This window comes from Rickettsia aeschlimannii, from assembly GCF_047973405.1.
Lineage (GTDB): Bacteria > Pseudomonadota > Alphaproteobacteria > Rickettsiales > Rickettsiaceae > Rickettsia > Rickettsia rickettsii.
The window spans coordinates 19,715-38,926 of the sequence record NZ_JBFQGO010000006.1 but is presented as its reverse complement, the minus strand read 5'-3'; the positions used below and the strand labels follow the sequence as shown (position 1 = coordinate 38,926).

Genomic DNA, 19,212 nt, shown 5'->3' with positions numbered 1-19,212 from the left:
TATTCATAATAGGCTACAAGTTATTTGATTTATAGCTTTTTTCTTATAAGTTATTACACAAACTTATTATTTCATCTTTATATTTTTGTTTGTGTAAATATTTGCTTTTTAAATTTAGATTTTTAAAATCCTTGTGATTCAATGGCGGGTATTTACTAAGCTTTATTAAATCTTCATCTAAAATAAAATGCTTACGAGGAATATTTATAGTTTGTGCATTCTCTTCACGATAAGCTGCAAGCATTTGAATTTTGTGATTAAAACTCTTATCATCACTTCTATATTTTATTTTTTTCCAAGCATCTTTCGACTCAACCTTATAATTTCTAACATCTAATAAAGAACTAAGAGTAGTTTGATATTTATTAGTTAAATTATTTCTAATAATTATATTATTTAACTCTTTATATATCTTATACAAATACTCCACGTCTAACATTGCATAATTTAACATATCACTAGTAATAGGGCGTTTTAGCCAGTTAGATTTTTGGTGGATTTTATCGATAGTAATACCGATTAGCTTACAGCAAAGGTCATCATAGCTTAGCTGTTTACCGAATCCGCAAATATTTGCTGCAATTTGTATATCAAAAACATTAGCAGGTAGTGTTTTAAATAAATTATAGAAAATCTCTAAATCTTCACGAGGAGCATGAAATATTTTAGTAATATTATTATCTGCAAGCAGCTTACTAAAAATATTCAGATCTAAATTGCTTAATGCATCAATTATTCCACAATATTCTTCTGCTTTAACTTGAATTATACTAAGCTGAGCATAATAAGTATAGCGACGCTCAAATTCCGTATCTATGCTTAAGCATGCCTTATTTGCTAACCGGTTACAAAATTCTTCTAATGTTTTTTGATTATCAATAATTTTCATAGAAGCTATTTATAAAGCTCCGATAATTTTTAAGAAAAGATTAGTATGAGATAACGACAGAACAACTTCAAGACCGATTAAAATAATAATAATCCACTCAAGTTTGGTGGAATGTTTATAATTAAGATCGTTTGAAAGAATGTCTAAAAGCTCATGAATCATATTAAGACGATGATTCATTATATTTTGCCGTATTTCTATGTCTTGAAACTCTGCCGTCATGAGATATAGAGGCTCATAACTCGGACGACGCCAAAAGAATTCCGGAGTATCAAATATATCGCTATGCAAACTGATTGAATAACGCTCGTTAAATAATATACCTATTTGCTGTAATATCTCCTTTTTAGAAAGCGATACGCTACCGGTTCTAGCTAGTTCCTGTTGTATAGGGGTTGTCTGAACAATCAAGTTACTAACAGATTGCTCAAGAACGCTAAGTTTAACCGATTGTGCAAGAGCATGGGAAATAGAAAGTTTAACAAAAACTGATTTATCTGCTAAGATTATTTTATTTTTTTCTTCATCAATAAATGTTTTCTTGACTTCCGTATTATATTCAAAATAAATATAATCGGATACCAGCTCTTTAAGCTTATTTACTGGTACTAAATCAGTATCGCTTAAAACTATTTTTTCTTGAATTTCATCGCCGCCCCAAATAGTTATACAACCAAACGGGAAAAAAAATATCTCTATAAAATCAGAATCTTTATTTATCTCTTTCCGAATATATAAAACATCGTCAAAATGTTGAGGTTCAAGACCAATCTTTTTTAAATTAGTAACTAGATCACTCATCTCATATTCGGAAGAAGTACAGTAAGATGAACATCTCATGATTATTAAGTTTAATTTATATAAATTTAGAGTATAGTAGTTAGGAACCTATAAAGTCAATAATATTATAATTATGTATGAAATATTAAGTAATAGAGAAGTTATCAAAATAATAGGTTTCGATTCCGTAAAGTTCCTACAAAATCTCATTACTAACGATATTTGTAAGAGTATAATCAATTCAGTTGAATTCGGATACAAGGAGCGAGGAGCGAAGCCTATAATAATAGGCGAGACGACGAGTAACGCAGTAGGTGAATCCAAATCAATTGACTATAATTATTGCTATACTTATTTACTTAATAATCAAGGAAGATATTTATTTGATTTTTTCGTGTATGTTCATAACCCTGAGGAAATTTACCTTGATATTGATAAAAGTAATAAAGCTGCTTTGATAGAGCATTTAAACTTCTATAAATTTCGCTCAAAAATACAAGTAATAGATTGTAGTGACGAATATAAAGTTATCTACTCACTTCAAAAATTAGATATAGACTCGCTAATTACGGTTCGTGATCCTCGTTATGCTAAGCTTGGTTTCCGCTCAATAAATAAGCTAGATGTCATACCGCGGCTTGACCGCGGTATCCAGAAAATAATTAAAAAAGACTGGACCCCGTGGTCAAGCCACGGGGTGACAGAGGGGGAACCGCCACCCTCAACAACATCTCCCAGCGAAAGCTGGAATCCAATATACCTAGAAGATAAATATAATTTTGCAATAATAGATGGTGTGGAAGATTTAATCACAGGTAAATCTATTCCAAATGTGTATGGTGCTGAGGAGTTAAATGCAATTAGTTTTGATAAAGGTTGTTATGTCGGGCAGGAAGTGATTTCAAGGGCTAAATATCAAGGAGTTATAAGAAGAAAGATATATAAAATTACAGCAGATGAAGATTTATCTTCATTAGTTAAAGATGAAGAAATACTCGCAGATAACAATAAAATCGGCGTAATATGCTCAAGTTATCACAATAAAGCAATCGCCTTAATCAGAGAAGAAAAATATCTTGCCGATAAAGAAGCTGATGTTACCATTAAAGGGATTAAAATAAACTTATCTCTCGCACCTTGGTATTAAATAATAGTTAACTTTTTAATAACTACTTGATATTTATTAAGTTTTCATGTATTATAATAATTAGACATAAACCATATTTCATGGTATTTTTTTATAAAAAATTAATATAAATTTGAGACTTTTATGTATACACCTTTTCAATTATTAACTTCAGGAAACATACAATTAATACCGACTATATTAAACGGAACTAATATTAACAACAAACTTAATATTTTTGAAGCTCTTTGTAGCTTATCAACAATAAGATCAGAATGTTAAAAATGTTTTAGAAAATACTGCTGTACAGACATTAAACAAAATGATCCTCATCCCTGACACTAATTGGGATAAGAAAGATACAAATGGTAATACTATGCTTGAATGGGATATTTAGAGTAATAGTTCCAATGTTATTGATGTATTTCATCATAACCCTGCACTTATGGCAAAATTTGTTTCAACTGAGAAAACACAAATTCATAATTTTTTCCGTGTTGCTATGGAGTCGCATATTTCTGATGATTTCCATAAGACACAAATTGAAAAATTTACACAATTAGGTTTAGATATTAATAATGATCTTGGTTAAGATAATCATATTGCTTTATATTCTACAATACATATTTAAATAAATATCAGCTTATTACTAATAATCCGAGTAATCAAAATACAAGTTTATTTCAAACTCAAATGGATAAATATTATAAAATAATTGAGAATCTAGTTAAATTTGGCGCTAATTCTTCGCTTGAAGCAAATAATATATTAAAATTTATTACCGGTACTTTACAAATACAAAATACAATATCTAAAATGTCCGATAACGGTCATAAATATTTAGCTCAAGCAGGTTTTAAAACTTTAATAATGAATGTAAAGGAATTAGTAGAAAAAACATTAGAAAATTGTAACCTTGAAAATTCTACCGGCAGTAATAATATAATTGCTATGCTTGGTAATATAATATGGTCTATTAAACAAGATATTTCAAAAGCATCCGGTCAAGAGCTGAGCCTATAATAGAAAAAATAGTAAAACAGCAAGGATTTAATCCTAACATTATGGATCAATTGAATTCTAATGCAATAGCATGATTCGGTGAATTTGGAGCCACATTCTTAGAAAAATGCATAAAAAATACACATACAAAACCTGATGTAAATTTCTATGATAAGAGTGGTAAAACGCTACTTGATTGGTATAGCGATTATAACGCTACTAAAATCGTAGAAACTTTAATACAAAATGGCGGTAATGTAAATCTTCAGTGTACTCAAGATGCAGCTACTCTTAGCCATAGATTATTTTTAAATAATTCAAAAGTTAATGCTAGCAACCCAAAACTTCCAACTCAACTCTAAAAGCATTATTAAACAAAGAAAACAAGCCGCCGTTTGATCCAAGTATCAAGATGGTGGGTAATAAAACTGCAGCAAATGTATTAGAAGAGAAAAAACAGCTATAGTTGATTACAATGATTGTCATAATGCACTTGATGAGTACACAACTTGGTATAATAATGATTATACTGTAGCATCATTAGGTCAGGCAGTAGAAGAGTTTAATCTTTATGAATAAAAATGAGTCTTGTATGTCATTCCTAGCTAAAAGCGGCCTTATTGCATGGCTCGTTTATGTCATGCCCGCAGAAGCAGGAATTCAGCATAAAGCGAGATAAAGCAAGCTTTAAAAAAATCTTTTAAAAAGTTTTGAAGTACTGGATTCCCGCCTACGCGGGAATAACATAGAGTCTTATGACACCCATGTGTATTCATAGGAATGACATACTTTTTGAACTCCACAAAAATGTTATTGTTTGTTTCTTTTTTTATCTTTATTATTATTTGCATAGAAAATCCCTATAACTTAACTCTATGCCAAATATAGATCTCCTTATTTTTACTAGCTTTTTAGCGATTAATTTGCTAGTTGGACTTCTAAATATAAAAAATATTCGCGAATATGCGATAGGAACAAGGAATTTTTCTACAGGTACAATAGTTGCAACTCTTATTGCTACTTGGATCGGTACTAGTACTTTTTTAATCGATAATTCAAGAATATATAGGGACGGATTATTGTACTTATTACCTAGTGTATTCGGTAGCATCGTTAGTTGGTTATTAATTAGTGACTTTATAGCTCCTCGTTTTGAGAATTTTTTGGGTAGCTTATCGGCAGCAGAAATAATAGGGGAGGCGTACGGTAACAAAGTTCGTATTCTTACGTCGATAGTTAGTATATTAATATCTATAGGTAGGATTGCCATACAATTCCACGTAGCAAGTTTAATATTACAGATATTCTTTAACATTTCAAATTTTTACATAGATTTATGTATTGCCACTGTAATAATAAGCTATTCTGCTTTTGGCGGTGTAAAATCGGTTACTTTTACCGAAGCCGTACAATTTTTTACTTATAGTGCAATTATTCCGGTAATAGGAATTGTCGTATGGAATGTTTTTAGCGATCCGCATATAGTTATAGACTCAAATGTACAAACTCGTCTTACTGATTTACAAGGATTGTTTCACTATACTAGTCCTAAATTTTGGATTTCTTTAAATATTTTTATATATTTTGCGATTCCGTCACTTGGTCCTTCAATTTTTCAAAGAATATTGATGGCAAAAGACACAAGGCAAATATCACGAACATTTTTTATTTCGGCAGTTATTTGTCTTTGTTTATCCGTTTTATTCATTTGGATTGCAATATTATTATTGCCTCAAGATCCGGTAGTTAACATCAATGAATTGTTTTTACGGATCATTAAAAGTTATATAGGATTTAAGGGGTTAATAGTCGGCGTTATTATGGCAATAATAATCGCAAGTACGAACTCTTATATTAACGTCGCAGTGGTAACTTTTACTAATGACATCATTAAAAAAGCTTCATTAAATTATAATTATATAACTACAATTACTATAGGATTAATAGGTTTTATTATATCGCTCTACACTAAAGATTTAATAAATCTATTTTTATTATTGACTAGCATATATTTACCGCTAATCACTTTGTCGTTAATTTTGTTAATATACGGTTTTAAATCAAGTGCAAAAAGTTTTTTTATCGGTATGATTGCTGCAATATTAACTATTATATTGTGGCAAATATTTTCTTTAAGAGCAGTTCTAGGTATTTATCCGATACTACCCGCAACTATTGTAAATTTACTCTTTTTCCTTGGAAGCCATTATATTTTAAAGCACCCTGGAGAGTTTAGTTCTTTAAAAGAGCCGCTAGCCGTTAAAATAATCAGGCAAGAAAGAGAACGAAAAGGTTTGACTTTATTTCGTGATCTTAAGAATTTTAACATCCTTAAATATTGGGAAAGTACCCTACTAAATCAAGAAATTACTTATAGTTATGTCGGTATATTTATTTTAATATCGATGTTCTCATCTTTATATACCACATCAGGTAGCAGAATAATGAACCATTTGGAGATATATAATATTATTTACCATACCACACTTATAACTACTGCAATATTAATTACTTATCCTTTATGGTCTTTAAAGTTTCAGAAGAATTATATTATATCTTTATCTTGGTTTGTGGCTACTTTCATTATATTAATATTGTTCGGTAGTTTACTTGTTATATCAAGTAGTTTTAATCAACTGCAATTAATGTGTTCGATAATTAACTTACTTATAATTGCAACGATATTCAGGTGGCAAGCTACTTTACTTATGACCGTTACAGGCGTGTTTGCTAGTATAATAGAGTTTTATAAATATTTTATGGATGAGAAGTTATTAATTAGCATAGATAGTTCTCAATTCAAAGTAGTATATTCCTAACCTTATTTAGTAGCCTTTTAATAGTATGCTTAAAACCAAGGCAAAAGCAAAAAAAATTAGTTAACCTAAAAAATACTCCTTTAGGTAATAGAGTTAATTATAGAGAGCAAGAATTAGAGAAGTTACTTGATTTGAAACATGAGTTCTTACGTAATATAAACCATGAAATCAATACGCCGCTAACCGGTATTATTAGCCTTGGTGAAACCTTATGGGCTAATTATGATAAATTTAATGAAGATCAGCGTCGCAATGCAGTAGAGATTATAGCTAAAAGCTCTATTAAATTAAATAGCTTGATAAATAATATTCTAGATTTTTCAAAATTATCCAGTCTTAATGATGAACTAAATAAAAAAGATATAAACTTAAGCGAATTGCTACATGAAAGGATTAAAATATGTAAGAAATTATATCTAAACGGCAAAATCTTAAATTTTGTATCTGATATTGAAAAGAATATAATTATTATATTCTTTTCAATTTTAACTGTGATCCTCATTATATTAAAACACACATTCAATAATCTAATAATAAATGCTATCAGCTATTGTAGTGAGGGAATAATAAAAATTGATCTACACATGCAAGAAAATAATATCTTGTTTAGTATAAAAGACGATGGCATAGGAGTACTGAAAGAGGAATTTCAGAGTATATTCGGTGTATTTGTCGTAAGCTCTAAAACACTTACACCGGCAGGAGGTAGAGGAGTAGGACTTGCATTATGTAAGAAAGTAATAGAACTGCACGCCGGAAAAATTTGGGCAGAAAACGATAAACAGGGAAAAGACTACTTTTATTTTTACGATGCCTTTGTAATTGAAAATGTCATTCCGTTGATCACAGAAATCCAGTACTTTTTGCTGTCATACTGTGGCCCCGCCACGGTATCTAAAAAACAACTTATAACACGCATTTTTAACATTTTTACCGGATACCGCCGTGGCGGGGCCACAGTATGACATTATTATGAAAAAAATTATTTTTAATAAACAACGAGATTTTATATCAATTATAGCACCGGCGTCAAGCTGTCCAGATGCACAAGATAAATTAAAGGAAGCTATTAAAATACTAGCGTTGCATGATTTTAAAACTTTAGTAGATGATAAGATTTTTTCAGGTGATGAATTGCCTTTTTTCGCTGCTTCTAAAGAGGAAAGGTTGAGAATGTTTAAAGAAGCTATGGAAAATGAACAGGTTAAAATAATTTGGGCTTTTCGCGGCGGATATGGATGCAGTGAATTTGTAGAAGATTGTTTTAATATAGAACAAAAAGGGGATAAAGTCCTGACAGGCTATAGCGATATTACCGTTTTGCATTTATTACTAAATAACCATTATAATATCCCAACTATTCATGGCTCAGTGTTAACTTCGTTACTACTGCCTACTAATCAGGATATTATGCCTATAATAAATGTTCTTAAAGGAGAAAAGAGTGAAATACAACTTATACCTATAAAGAAAATTAGTGAGGAAAATATAACAGGTACAATGACAGGCGGAAATTTAACGGTTTTAACTAAATTGATTAGTACTGGTTTGCAAATTCATTCTCATTCCTATGCTTCTTTATGTCATTCCCGCGGAAGCGGGAATCCAGAAAAAATAATACTGGATCCTCACGGGGATGACAATAAAATTCTATTGCTTGAAGACGTTAATGAAAAAGCCTATGCCGTGCATCGTAATCTAGTTCAATTAAAAAATACCGGTATATTTGAATGCATAAAGGCAATAATCTTTGGTGATTTTACTAAAGGGGATGAGTTTGTAGAACAAGCTATAAAAAGTTTTTGTTTAAATCATATTCAAAATATTGGAACTTATAAAGCAGCAGGGATAGGGCATGGAGAAGTAAATTATCCGGTTATTATGAATCATGAAGTAATTATAAACAGTAATGTTTTAAGTTTTACTAACCCTTTTGAAATAGTAGAAAACAAATGACAAACTCTATCAGAATAGGTACAAGAAAAAGTCCACTTGCTTTAATACACACTAATTTAGTTATTCAGCAAATCAAACAATTTTTTCCTGATATTAATTGTGAAATAGTGCCGATTATTACTAGCGGGGATTTAATCCAAAATAAACCATTATACGATATAGGCGGTAAAGCTTTATTTTTAAAGGAAATAGAGCAAGCCTTGCTTGATAAAAAAATTGACTTAGCTGTTCATTCTTTAAAAGATGTACCGGGTAGAATACCTGAACCGCTAGTAATAGCTGCTGTTTTAGAGCGTGAAGACCCCAGAGATGTTTTTGTTTGTCTAAAATATAAATCTATAGAAGAGCTGCCGCAAAATGCTGTAATAGGTAGCTCGGCAGTACGAAGAAAAGCATTTATCCAAAAAATAAGACCGGATTTAAAGGTAACGGTTTTTAGAGGGAATGTTGATTCAAGAATAAAAAAGCTAATGACCGGCGAAGTTGATGCAACAATTTTAGCATATACAGGTCTTAAAAGGTTAGAGGCGTTTAATCCGGAGTATTGCCATTTGATAGAGTATTCACAGATGTTACCGTGCATAGGGCAGGGAGTCATTGCAGTTGAGATTAGAAAAGACGATAATGCTATACTTAAGATATGCAACCAAATTAATCATCTTCCCACTTTTGAACTAATAAAACCCGAAAGAGCATTTTTAGAGTATCTAGATGCTAATTGCCGCACCCCGATTGCTGCTTATTCACAATATCTAGATGCAGATCCTAGACATCTTCCCAAACTCCCTTATAGGGAGGCATTTGAAGGAAACACGGAAGCACTTGCCACCGCAGCGTACAAAAGCGATTGCACAGATGCGAGTACCGGACTAACGTACAAATTACCCCTAGAAGTAGAGTTTGGGAAGATGTCTAATATACAAACCGATTTTATGCTCGGTAACCTTGACGGCAGTAAAATAACTTTCCATACCGAAACTACCAATATAAAAACTTCAACAGAAGCAGGCATAAAAGCCGCTAAAATGCTGTTGGAAGCTATCTGTAAATAAATTTTAATTGATTTTAAATTACATGCTATATCTTAAAACAAAACGTATAATTAATTTAGAAAATAAAAAAATTACCACTTGGCCTATTCAAGAATTTTTAGATACTCTTTGGAATAATGAAATATGGCGATAAAATAATTAATAAATTTTTTCTTAAATTTTAATTTAAAACTAAACAGTATGGTTTATTACCCATATAAATATATGGACATTTAGTATAGAGCTAAGTATTATTAAATTAATCGATTAAAGGCTAAAAATGCATTCTTCTTTTGAATGGGACGAAGAAAAAAATAAAATTAATATTGGTAAGCATAACGTAGGCTTTTATGAAGCTCAAAAAACTTTTCTAGATATCAAAAGGATAATCCTTCAAGATGTAGACCATAGTATTGCAGAAAAAAGATATTTTTGTTTAGGTAAAGTTGAATTTATGAGCAAGAGAATAAAATACACTGATGGGGAAATAGGGGAAGTAAAAATAGTAAAAGATTTCTTCATCCTAGAGAACTGCTATTAAAAGATGATTCAGTAACAGTAACCATTTCTTTAAGTAAAGAGAGTGTAGAATTTTTTAAATCAGAAGCAGCAACTGCACATGTTCCTTATCGAAAAATGATTAGGATTTTACTAGATAAATATACTAAGCACTATAAAGAAAATAAAAGGGCATAATACTATAAACTGAGCTGGCGGATAGGGTGGGATTCGAACCCACGGTACGGTTGCCCGTACGCCAGTTTTCAAGACTAGTGCCTTAAACCGCTCGGCCACCTATCCAAGAAGATTCATACCAAATAATCTTATATATTTCAAGAGAAATCTTGCAATATATGAATTTAAATTACAAATCCGAATTGTTCTTTCACTTCGTTAACCGTTTCAGAAGCTCTAATTCTTGCTTTTTCTGCTCCTTTGTGCAGTATTTTTAATAAATATTCTTTATCATTCATTAATTCTAAATATTTATCACGTATCGGTTGTAGATTTGTAATAATAATTTCTGCCAAATCTTCTTTAAATTTTGCGAAACCTTGATTTTGATAATTACCGATTATTTTTTCCAAGCTTTCTTCGGATAAACTTCTATAAATATCTAATAAATTACTAATTTCCGGTCTTGTTTCTTTATCATAGCTAACAAAACTTAAATGATCGGTTTTGGCTTTTTTTATTTTTTGATGAATAAGATCGTTATCGTCTTTTAAATTGATACGGGAAAAATCCGAAATATCAGATTTACTCATTTTCTTTAATCCATCCCGTAAGCTCATGATTCTTGTGCCTGTTTCATTAATTAAAACCTCAGGAACTTTTAGAATTTCTTTGTTAAATCTTCTATTTATTACCCCTGCAATATCTCTTGTTAGCTCTAAATGCTGCTTCTGATCCTCACCTACAGGCACTATATCGGCTTTATATATTAAGATATCTGCTACCATAAGTACCGGATAGGAAAATAACCCCAGACAAGCCTTTTCTTGATTACTACCTACTTTATCTTTAAATTGCGTCATGCGCTTTAACCATCCAAGCCGTGTAACGCAATTTAGTAGCCAAGCAAGTTCAGTATGCTCTTTCACCATACTTTGGGCAAAAATCGTTACTTTGTCGTGGTTAAGCCCTGCTGCTAAATAAACAGCAAGCACCTCCATAATTGAATTGTTAAGTTCTGATGGCTTAATATCAACCGTGATAGCATGCAAATCTGCTAAGAAGAAAAAACAATTATATTCTTCCTGCATTCTAACCCAGTTTTTAATTGCACCAAGATAGTTGCCGAGATGTAAAGCACCGGTTGCTTGCACACCGGAAAGAACAGTTTTTTTCATTTAATACCTTTTTATTTTACTCATTGTAAAATTATGTTATAAATACCATTTTAATTAATATAATTATCTTAATCTTAATAATTATGCTGTGGCGTTTAAGAATTTTATCATTTTACGGATTATTATCGTTATTTACATTTATTTTTTTTCTTATATGTTACATACCCGTAACATTTTTCAATGTCAACTATCAAATAAGATATAGAATTGCCATTATCTTTTCTTATGCTTTTGTGTGGCTTGCAAAAATTTGTTGCGGTTTAAAATATGAAGTAGAGGGGCTTGAGAAATTACCGAAGACTACTTCAATAGTCGTGTCTAATCACCAATCCTTTTGGGATCAAATGTTTATGCAACTGATTATTCCTAAACATTCTTGGGTATTAAAGCGTGAATTATTTAATATACCCCTGCTTGGTTGGGGACTTCGGATGGTTAAACCTATTGCGGTTGACCGTGGTACTAATAGCTCGGTTGCTCAGATTTTAAGAGAAGGTCAGGAAAAAATAAAAGAAGGATTATGGTTAATAATATTTCCGGAATCAACTAAAGTTCCGCCTGATAGAACGGTAAAATTTAAACCAAGTGCCGTAAAGCTTGCTTCAATTACTAAAGTCCCAATTGTGATGATGGCTCATAATGCCGGTTTATTTTGGCCTAGAGGTTTTTGGTTTAAGCAACCTGGAACTATAAAGATAAAGATTATAGGTGTAATAGAAAAAGAAGAAATAGAGCAAACAGACGTACGTATACTTAATGACAAGGTTGAGCAAATTATTAACAGTGAAAAGCAAAAATTATTAAATTAATATTAGGTTTTAAAAATAATTAGTATTATCATAAAATTACAACTTAGTTCTTATGGAGGTATTTATGGTAAGTACAGCACCGTTAAAATTAATTGCGGTTATCGATAGTAAGCAAATGATGCTTTACGACGCTCAAGGAGTTAAAATTACTACTAATACACCTTTAAAATTATCTTTGGATTTAGAGGAGCGTCACCACCATAGAGAAAAAAGACAAAGCCTTTACCAAAATAAATCTACACCGGCTTCGTTGTTTGAGCCGCATACTTCGCTAAAAGATATAGAACATAAAGAAGCAGCAAGGAGCGTTATTAAACATTTAGAGAAAGTAACTACTGCTGATCAAGCTAAATATAAGGAATTGATTATTGTAGCAGAACCGCAAATGCTTGGATGTGTTAGACAAAAACTTAAAAATGGTCTAAAAAAGATGATTACTAAAGAAATTGCTAAGGATTTAGTGCAACATAGCGTAGATGCAGTGGAGCGAACAGTATTTTCTTAGATAATCTTTATATGTCATTCCCGCGAAAGCGGGAATCCAGTAAAACCTATAAAAAACTTGTTTTTTAGGTTTATTTTGTCAATAATCTGTAATTTTTATACTAGTATTAAGGTGATTTTTCTAGATTCCCGCTTCCGCGGGAATGACATAGAAGTCGTACAACAAGGTTTTTAGTCGCTTGCAATGATGATACAAATTAGGTGCCTAACTTATTAAACATTTCTTTTGTATTATTTGAGATAGTTAAACCAATTTGCTTATCTGTATCCTCAAAAGTTTTTATAGTCTTTTCATTAGGAATCTTAATATGTGGTTTGAAAGGCAAACCGCCGCTGTTTATACATTGATTTAGGAATATCCTCATGGCTTCTGACATAGTCATCTCCATTTGCTTAAATATTTCTTCTGCTTCAATTTTTATATCTGCTGAAACACGTAATCTAATATATTCATAATATAGCTCCATTCAGTTATTATTATCCGCTATAGTCAAATGATTTGAATTCACTTACATCGTCTCTCGTCGCTCTCCTATTATCTATAGGCTGCGCTTCTCGCTCCTTGTAATTAAATCCAACTGATTTGACTACATTTTGTATATATGGCGGCATGCGTCAATACAATCATATTTTAATTAAGAATAGTTGCACTAATAAGAAAAAGTGGTAAAATATCATATCGAACAAATTAAATATTATGAATAATTATGCCGCAAATTTATTTTAACGGTCCGGAAGGACGAATTGAAGGAAGATATGCAAAAGCTACCTCACCTAACGCCCCTATTGCATTAGTTCTTCATCCTCATCCTTTATATGAGGGTAATATGAATAATAAAGTAGTTTATAATGCCTATAAGATTTTAGCAGATAACGGTTATACCGTCTTACGTATTAATTTTAGAGGAGTAGGGGGATCACAAGGTAAATTTGATAACGGAGTCGGTGAAGTGGTTGATGCGGGGGCAGCTCTCGACTGGTTACAGCAGAATAACCCAAATGCTCAGTCTAATCTGATATTAGGATTTTCTTTCGGAGCATGGATAGCTATGCAACTTGTAATGCGACGTCCGGAAATAAATCATTTTATTGCTATTTCGCCGCCGGTTAATACAATTCATAAATATGACTTCTCATTCCTCTCACCTTGTCCTATTCCAGGGTTTATATTACAGGGAGATAATGATAGTATAGTATCGGCAGATGATGTAAAAGACCTAGCAAATAGATTATCTAAGCAACAATCCCATATTAAAGTTGATTATAAAATTATCAATGGAGCTGACCATTTCTTTCGTTATAAAACTGAAGAATTTTCTAAAGCAATAAATGCTTATTTAATAACAATTCAATCTAATTATCATCACCATAATAATAATGTAAATGAAGAAATTAGTAAGAGCCGAAAGAAATTATTTTTATATTAGTTTTTGTTGTGTGGTTCGGCTTATCCGTCATTACAAGCAGGCGTTGTTGCGTAGGTACCAAAGTCGTCATTGCGAGGAGATTGCGTAGCAATTGACTAAGCAATCCAGTTAAAAATTCTGTAAATCAGAATTTTTTTTATTTTTCCGGATTGCCACGCAGTCTACGGTTGCTCGCACGCAATGACGATTTGCTATATCCACGTGGGAATGACATAAAAGAATCCATATCACAACGTCTACAATTCTAAATAAGCTTCTATTGCCAAAATTAATATTTCATCTTTTTTAGCATCTAACTCTTTAGTTAATTCTTCGTAAATTTGCCTATCTGATAGAGAAGTAAATTTTTTAAATAACTGCACTAATTTTAAAGATGAGATAAGATAATACGAAAAGCATCTTTTAATATTTTGATCTTTTTATTAACATTAAGCTTATTTATTTAAATTAAAGTAAAATTCTAGTAATTCGTCGTTATAAAAATTTAAATCTACAGCCGTTGCCAAATAATCTATAGCATTAGCCGTATTATTCCTTTCTACTTCTTGCTTCGCTGCTAATAAATAATACTCAGCAATTTCCGGCATAGACTCATGTTTATGAAATTTTGCGAGCTTATTCGTTATAAAAATAAATTTCGTCCATAGAGAAAGCCTAGCATAACAACGCATTAAAGTAATTAAATTGTCAATATCAAGTTCATTGAAATTATAAGCCTTTGTTGCGTAATTTTCTGCTTTCTCATACAAAGATTTATCATAATAAAGTTTTGCTAGATTTTTGCTACCGTAAAAAACAAATTCTTTAGATGTAACAAGTTTTTGAAAATAGGAAATTTTTCTATCTACATCCTCTTCAGTTACAGCTAAGATTAAATTATGGAATTCTTGTGAATCTTTTAAAGCTTCAGAAGATAAATTTTTGCGAGCAATAGAAGCAGATTTAGCTTTATTATTCATAATATATTCGGCAAAAGCTAAAATTAAAGCATATCTATCATGATTAATTTTTCGTTTACTAAAAATATTACGTATTTTAGATGGTAAATCGATAATTAATATTAGAAATCTAATGACAATAAAACAAGAGATTAGTAATAAAAGCCCTAAAATAAGACTAAAGAACAAAGTAGTCTCAATATTATAATCATATAAACTAATAAAAACTTTTGAATCAAAGCTCTCTATAAAAGTAAATCCGAAATAAAGCAGTAAAAAAGTAGCACATATTAATAATAACCTAAACATCTTTATTTACAAACTCCTGCATAAATTTTTCTGAATAAAGAAAATTGATTAGATAGTTTAAGTTCTCTAAAATTAGAGCTTTATCTTGTTCTTTTATCATCATAGCAGAAGTTTTTTTTTCAATTTTGATAAACTTCTCCAGCCACTTATGGTTGGTAGGGAAAATTACTTCCGTACTACTTGATTTAGAAAAAAGATAATTATTATATGCTTCTAAGTTATTTAAAATATTCCTTATATCTTGAGACAGCAGGCGGGATTTTACTATTCTTAGTTCTTTACTATAATCCTTATCTTGCATGAAATTATATATTAATAGATTTACATTTAATAAGTAATTAATATAGTCAAGTGATACCCATCCGCCTACCTCGTCACTCGTCGCTCTCCTATTAGTTATAGGCTTTGCTCCTTGTTCCTTGTATCCGAATGAGGCTGAATTGACTACAGTTTCTAATTTTGGTTCTACTAAATTAGTCGGTGCTTCAGGAAACTTTAAAGAACTTACGTAATTTAAAAGCGGCTCGGTAGATAATAGAGGAGCTGCTTCCTTTTCTTCCAGGGTAGTATTGTCTTTATTTTCTAATACTTGATCAGGAATTTTGCTTAAATCCTTATTTTCAATTTTAAACAGTTTTAAAATATCGGATCTATTATGATAAAGAGTAAAAGAAGATAAGACAAATATTACTATTGCTATAAAAAAGATGTTTTTGCTTTTAAATAAACTATTGAATTTGTGCATTTTCAGATAATAACTTGATTATATCGTTAAGGTTTTGATCATCACAATAAACCACATTTTTTATAAAAGGTCTAACTATATTTGCGACTTTCAAACTTATGGCTACAACTAAACTATCTTGTAAGTACTCTAATAAATTATTTTGAAGTAATAATTTTACTAAAGTCCTAGCACTATTTTGAGAATAAAGTAATATAAAATCAATATTATTTTTAAATTCTTTTATAATAGATACGGGCAGCTCATTCAAATATTCTACATCATAAATGATATGTCTAGCTATTTTGCTAGGTAAATCTTTAGTAATTTCATTTGAAGATAAATATATAGTCTGCTCATATAAATCAGGAGGAAAACGCTTAATCAAATCTTCCACGTTTTTAGCAGTATACATTACTTTTTTGCCTAATAATCGTTTTGACTTATTACCTACTACCCAAATATCTTGTTTTAAGTTATGACCGGTTAAGATACTTGCCGCATATTTACTAGTTATTATTATATTCGAGTAATTATCTAAAATATTGATATTAAAATCTAGAGTTTTATATTTAATTAAAGGACAATGAATATCACGTAAATCTAAATTATATTTACTTATTTCCTTTATAGTTTCATTATTTTCTTCAATATGTCTAGTTAATAAAACCGATTTCATACAATATTTGTACTCCAATATAAAAAGCAACTGCCCCAATAATAATAGCAGCTATTTTATTAATTATAGTTAAAATCGTACTACTTTTATTTAGCTTTCTGATATTATAACCTGCAACTGCTAAAGAAAAAAACCATATCCAAGATATAAGTATGCAAGTTAAGGTAAATATAATTTTTGCAATACCGCTATACTTTAAAGCACTAGTACCTATTACTATAATCGTATCCATAATTGCATGCGGATTTAATATTGACACCGATATAGCAAGTAAAATTTGTTTTTTAGCTGAAAAAGCCCCGGAATTCATTGTAAGATCAATAGGCGGCTGATTCCAAGTATTATATCCCATATAAATTAAGAAAATAAATCCAACAATAAATATAGATAATTTTAACCAAGAAATTTCAAGAATTAACAAAGATATCCCAAGAACTGCCATACATATAAGCATAGTATCACATATTGAGGCTGCAATTATGCTAGGTAAAGCTTTGCTAAACTTTGGCTGTTTTGCTCCTTGATTGAATATAAAAATATTCTGTACTCCGAGCGGCACTATTAAACCGGGAGCTAAAACGATGCCATGTAAAAAAGCACTTAATATATCATTATTCATTTAAATAGCCATTTTATTGAACTTATCAAGTCCGATATATACTAGAGCTATGCTCCAAATTGTTACTGCTCCTATTTTATTAATTATATTTAATATTATATATGGGTTTAATATAGATAATATTGATTCACAATATAGAAACTAAAATTTGTTTCCACATAGAAATAGGCTAAGGTTCTATATTGTTAAATTAAAATATGATTGATTCCAAGTATTATATTCCATACAAATTAAAAAAATAAATCCAATTATGAAAAGAGGGATTGCTATATACCAAATCATAAAAATAAAGAAGAAATCATGATTGAAAACGATTATATATGTATAAGTTATATTATAACATATCGAAGCAACAATTACACTAGGTAGAGCTTTTTTGAAGCAACGATATTTTTTTGCACTTTGATTTAATATAAAAATACTTGGGTATACGGTATTAAAAATATTATACTTTATATCATTCATTATTGTAATTTAGTTTTTATTTTTAATAATATTAATAAAGATGGAATAGTTATAATAGTAGTAAATAAAAAGAAATTTTGCCAACCGAAATTTACTACCATATAGCCTGAAATTATAGGAAAAATTGAGCGCGAAATCCCCATCATCGATGAAAGAAAAGAATATTGAGTAGCTCGAAATTTACCTTGACAGAGTGAAGAAATAAAAGCGATATAAGCAGTCATCGTCATACCGCCGGTAATACTTGCTATTCCTATCGTAATAAATAATAATAAAGAACTTTTACCGTTTATTTCAAGAAAAATAAATAAAATATGTCCTAAAGCATGAATAATACCAAATAAAAATATACTATTTAATATATTTTTATGTTTCATAATAACACCACCGATAAGTCCACCGATTATAGCTCCTACAACTCCCCAAAACTTTCCAACGCTTGCTATTTCAAAAGCATCATACTCAAGATGCAGCAAAAACGGATTAATCATAACATTAATTAAGTTATCCGTTAATCTATATAATACTAGGAAAATTAATATAAGAATAATGAAATAAACAGAACCTATAGGTTTTAACGCATTATATATAAAATTTATTATGTTTTTTTTATTGTGATTATTTTTTATATCATTCTTGATTATCTGTATATGTATATTCTCGTTTAAATAACAATACTTAATTCCTACAATCAATAAAATTAAATAAATAAATACTAAACCGGCAAAGATTTTATATATTTCATTAAATGTTAAATAAATAGATAAATAAATAGCTCCGGAACCGGCTAAAAGCATACCAACCCGATAACCGAATATATATATTCCTGAAGTAAACCCAAGAGATTCTTTAGGTACTATTTCCGTTCTTAAAGCACTTAATATAGTATCTTGTGCAGCACTAAAAAAAGAAATAATTAAAGCCGTGAAAGCAAATAATAATAGATTAGTACTAGGATCTAGAAAACTGAAAATATATATAAGAAATATCAATGCGCTACTAGTTAAGCAAATCCAAGATAATCTATGACCGAATATTTTGTTTAAATATTTAATTTGCACTGCATCAAAAATCGGTGCTAACAAGAAATTAATAGAGTAGGGAAACGTTATGAATGATAATATACCGATTGTTTGCAGTGCTATATCTTCTTTAGCAAGCCAATAATTTAAAGTATTACCGGTAATCATTAGATTAAAACCGCTAATAAGCCCAAACAACCAAATAATACATAAACGAGAGTTATTTAACATGAATTTATATACTTCGAGTAAATGAAGAA

16 protein-coding genes, 1 tRNA gene and 5 pseudogenes are annotated in these 19,212 nt (G+C 30.2%); 12 read left to right on the top strand and 10 right to left on the bottom strand.

Annotated features, from left to right (window positions below; genetic code table 11):
* Nucleotides 1-43: 43 nt before the first annotated feature.
* Both AB4K15_RS05495 and AB4K15_RS05490 read right to left on the bottom strand, forming a co-directional pair.
* A complete protein-coding gene (locus tag AB4K15_RS05495) occupies nt 44-889 on the bottom strand; it encodes a ribonuclease D (protein ID WP_032073395.1) in 846 nt (281 codons plus the stop codon).
* A gap of 9 nt (nt 890-898) precedes the next feature.
* On the bottom strand, nt 899-1,690 hold the full coding sequence (locus AB4K15_RS05490; RefSeq protein WP_032073396.1) for an RMD1 family protein: 792 nt from the start codon (nt 1,688-1,690) through the stop codon (nt 899-901).
* 112 nt (nt 1,691-1,802) lie between these two features.
* On the opposite strand from AB4K15_RS05490, the gene ygfZ reads away from it, so the two are divergent.
* From ygfZ to AB4K15_RS05445, 9 genes and pseudogenes are all read left to right on the top strand, one after another.
* On the top strand, nt 1,803-2,816 hold the full coding sequence (ygfZ, locus tag AB4K15_RS05485; RefSeq protein ID WP_032073397.1) for a CAF17-like 4Fe-4S cluster assembly/insertion protein YgfZ: 1,014 nt from the start codon (nt 1,803-1,805) through the stop codon (nt 2,814-2,816).
* Between the two features lie 123 nt (nt 2,817-2,939).
* The gene (locus AB4K15_RS05480; protein ID WP_500224927.1) at nt 2,940-3,077 is read left to right on the top strand and encodes a hypothetical protein; all 138 of its coding nucleotides are present in this window, start codon (nt 2,940-2,942) and stop codon (nt 3,075-3,077) included.
* Nucleotides 3,078-3,117: 40 nt separating this feature from the next.
* A pseudogene (locus tag AB4K15_RS05475) lies at nt 3,118-3,426 on the top strand (hypothetical protein).
* Between the two features lie 62 nt (nt 3,427-3,488).
* Nucleotides 3,489-3,818, top strand: coding sequence for a hypothetical protein (locus tag AB4K15_RS05470; RefSeq protein WP_500224925.1), 330 nt, complete (start codon nt 3,489-3,491; stop codon nt 3,816-3,818).
* Nucleotides 3,819-4,672: 854 nt separating this feature from the next.
* Nucleotides 4,673-7,438, top strand: a pseudogene (locus AB4K15_RS05465) (sodium:solute symporter family transporter).
* Between the two features lie 150 nt (nt 7,439-7,588).
* Nucleotides 7,589-8,572: an LD-carboxypeptidase gene (locus AB4K15_RS05460; protein ID WP_500225734.1), complete on the top strand. Its 984-nt coding sequence runs from the start codon at nt 7,589-7,591 to the stop codon at nt 8,570-8,572.
* Nucleotides 8,569-9,624 carry a hydroxymethylbilane synthase gene (hemC, locus tag AB4K15_RS05455; RefSeq protein WP_032073400.1) on the top strand — a complete coding sequence of 352 codons (1,056 nt, stop codon included), beginning with the start codon at nt 8,569-8,571 and terminating at the stop codon, nt 9,622-9,624. The genes AB4K15_RS05460 and hemC overlap by 4 nt, the downstream gene beginning before the upstream one ends.
* A 259-nt stretch (nt 9,625-9,883) precedes the next feature.
* Nucleotides 9,884-9,991, top strand: a pseudogene (locus AB4K15_RS05450) (BrnT family toxin); the annotation flags it as partial.
* A 66-nt stretch (nt 9,992-10,057) separates the two neighbouring features.
* Nucleotides 10,058-10,299: pseudogene (locus AB4K15_RS05445) on the top strand (CopG family transcriptional regulator).
* A 15-nt stretch (nt 10,300-10,314) separates the two neighbouring features.
* Here the strand turns inward: AB4K15_RS05445 and AB4K15_RS05440 are convergent.
* Together AB4K15_RS05440 and trpS are read right to left on the bottom strand one after the other, a co-directional pair.
* A tRNA-Ser gene (locus AB4K15_RS05440) sits at nt 10,315-10,404 on the bottom strand.
* A gap of 59 nt (nt 10,405-10,463) precedes the next feature.
* Nucleotides 10,464-11,456 carry a tryptophan--tRNA ligase gene (gene trpS / locus AB4K15_RS05435; RefSeq protein WP_032073402.1) on the bottom strand — a complete coding sequence of 331 codons (993 nt, stop codon included), beginning with the start codon at nt 11,454-11,456 and terminating at the stop codon, nt 10,464-10,466.
* Nucleotides 11,457-11,539: 83 nt separating this feature from the next.
* On the opposite strand from trpS, the gene AB4K15_RS05430 reads away from it, so the two are divergent.
* Both AB4K15_RS05430 and AB4K15_RS05425 read left to right on the top strand, forming a co-directional pair.
* Entirely contained in the window at nt 11,540-12,265 is a 726-nt protein-coding gene (locus tag AB4K15_RS05430) for a lysophospholipid acyltransferase family protein (RefSeq protein WP_032073403.1), read from the top strand.
* 64 nt (nt 12,266-12,329) lie between these two features.
* A complete protein-coding gene (locus AB4K15_RS05425) occupies nt 12,330-12,770 on the top strand; it encodes a host attachment protein (RefSeq protein ID WP_032073404.1) in 441 nt (146 codons plus the stop codon).
* Between the two features lie 196 nt (nt 12,771-12,966).
* On the opposite strand, the gene AB4K15_RS05420 is transcribed toward AB4K15_RS05425, so the two are convergent.
* Nucleotides 12,967-13,236 carry a type II toxin-antitoxin system RelB/DinJ family antitoxin gene (locus tag AB4K15_RS05420; RefSeq protein ID WP_084698704.1) on the bottom strand — a complete coding sequence of 90 codons (270 nt, stop codon included), beginning with the start codon at nt 13,234-13,236 and terminating at the stop codon, nt 12,967-12,969.
* 240 nt (nt 13,237-13,476) lie between these two features.
* On the opposite strand from AB4K15_RS05420, the gene AB4K15_RS05415 reads away from it, so the two are divergent.
* Nucleotides 13,477-14,196, top strand: coding sequence for an alpha/beta hydrolase (locus tag AB4K15_RS05415; RefSeq protein WP_032073405.1), 720 nt, complete (start codon nt 13,477-13,479; stop codon nt 14,194-14,196).
* A gap of 236 nt (nt 14,197-14,432) precedes the next feature.
* Here AB4K15_RS05415 and AB4K15_RS05410 read toward each other — a convergent pair.
* From AB4K15_RS05410 to AB4K15_RS05390, 5 genes and pseudogenes are all read right to left on the bottom strand, one after another.
* A pseudogene (locus tag AB4K15_RS05410) lies at nt 14,433-15,443 on the bottom strand (tetratricopeptide repeat protein).
* Nucleotides 15,436-16,188 carry a palindromic element RPE2 domain-containing protein gene (locus tag AB4K15_RS05405; RefSeq protein WP_032073406.1) on the bottom strand — a complete coding sequence of 251 codons (753 nt, stop codon included), beginning with the start codon at nt 16,186-16,188 and terminating at the stop codon, nt 15,436-15,438. Before AB4K15_RS05405 ends, AB4K15_RS05410 begins: the two are co-directional and overlap by 8 nt.
* Nucleotides 16,172-16,846: a uroporphyrinogen-III synthase gene (locus AB4K15_RS05400; protein ID WP_032073407.1), complete on the bottom strand. Its 675-nt coding sequence runs from the start codon at nt 16,844-16,846 to the stop codon at nt 16,172-16,174. The genes AB4K15_RS05405 and AB4K15_RS05400 overlap by 17 nt, the downstream gene beginning before the upstream one ends.
* Nucleotides 16,824-17,465, bottom strand: coding sequence for a LysE/ArgO family amino acid transporter (locus AB4K15_RS05395; RefSeq protein WP_032073408.1), 642 nt, complete (start codon nt 17,463-17,465; stop codon nt 16,824-16,826). Before AB4K15_RS05395 ends, AB4K15_RS05400 begins: the two co-directional genes overlap by 23 nt.
* A 464-nt stretch (nt 17,466-17,929) precedes the next feature.
* Nucleotides 17,930-19,183: an AmpG family muropeptide MFS transporter gene (locus tag AB4K15_RS05390; RefSeq protein WP_032073409.1), complete on the bottom strand. Its 1,254-nt coding sequence runs from the start codon at nt 19,181-19,183 to the stop codon at nt 17,930-17,932.
* Nucleotides 19,184-19,212: the final 29 nt, after the last annotated feature.

Bases quoted from the DNA above. Each gene is read 5' to 3' on its own strand.
- AB4K15_RS05495 (WP_032073395.1), bottom strand. From the start codon at position 889: ATGAAAATTATTGATAATCAAAAAACATTAGAAGAATTTTGTAACCGG.
- AB4K15_RS05490 (WP_032073396.1), bottom strand. From the start codon at position 1,690: ATGAGTGATCTAGTTACTAATTTAAAAAAGATTGGTCTTGAACCTCAA.
- ygfZ (WP_032073397.1), top strand. From the start codon at position 1,803: ATGTATGAAATATTAAGTAATAGAGAAGTTATCAAAATAATAGGTTTC.
- AB4K15_RS05480 (WP_500224927.1), top strand. From the start codon at position 2,940: ATGTATACACCTTTTCAATTATTAACTTCAGGAAACATACAATTAATA.
- AB4K15_RS05470 (WP_500224925.1), top strand. From the start codon at position 3,489: ATGGATAAATATTATAAAATAATTGAGAATCTAGTTAAATTTGGCGCT.
- AB4K15_RS05460 (WP_500225734.1), top strand. From the start codon at position 7,589: ATGAAAAAAATTATTTTTAATAAACAACGAGATTTTATATCAATTATA.
- hemC (WP_032073400.1), top strand. From the start codon at position 8,569: ATGACAAACTCTATCAGAATAGGTACAAGAAAAAGTCCACTTGCTTTA.
- trpS (WP_032073402.1), bottom strand. From the start codon at position 11,456: ATGAAAAAAACTGTTCTTTCCGGTGTGCAAGCAACCGGTGCTTTACAT.
- AB4K15_RS05430 (WP_032073403.1), top strand. From the start codon at position 11,540: ATGCTGTGGCGTTTAAGAATTTTATCATTTTACGGATTATTATCGTTA.
- AB4K15_RS05425 (WP_032073404.1), top strand. From the start codon at position 12,330: ATGGTAAGTACAGCACCGTTAAAATTAATTGCGGTTATCGATAGTAAG.
- AB4K15_RS05420 (WP_084698704.1), bottom strand. From the start codon at position 13,236: ATGGAGCTATATTATGAATATATTAGATTACGTGTTTCAGCAGATATA.
- AB4K15_RS05415 (WP_032073405.1), top strand. From the start codon at position 13,477: ATGCCGCAAATTTATTTTAACGGTCCGGAAGGACGAATTGAAGGAAGA.
- AB4K15_RS05405 (WP_032073406.1), bottom strand. From the start codon at position 16,188: ATGCACAAATTCAATAGTTTATTTAAAAGCAAAAACATCTTTTTTATA.
- AB4K15_RS05400 (WP_032073407.1), bottom strand. From the start codon at position 16,846: ATGAAATCGGTTTTATTAACTAGACATATTGAAGAAAATAATGAAACT.
- AB4K15_RS05395 (WP_032073408.1), bottom strand. From the start codon at position 17,465: ATGAATAATGATATATTAAGTGCTTTTTTACATGGCATCGTTTTAGCT.
- AB4K15_RS05390 (WP_032073409.1), bottom strand. From the start codon at position 19,183: ATGTTAAATAACTCTCGTTTATGTATTATTTGGTTGTTTGGGCTTATT.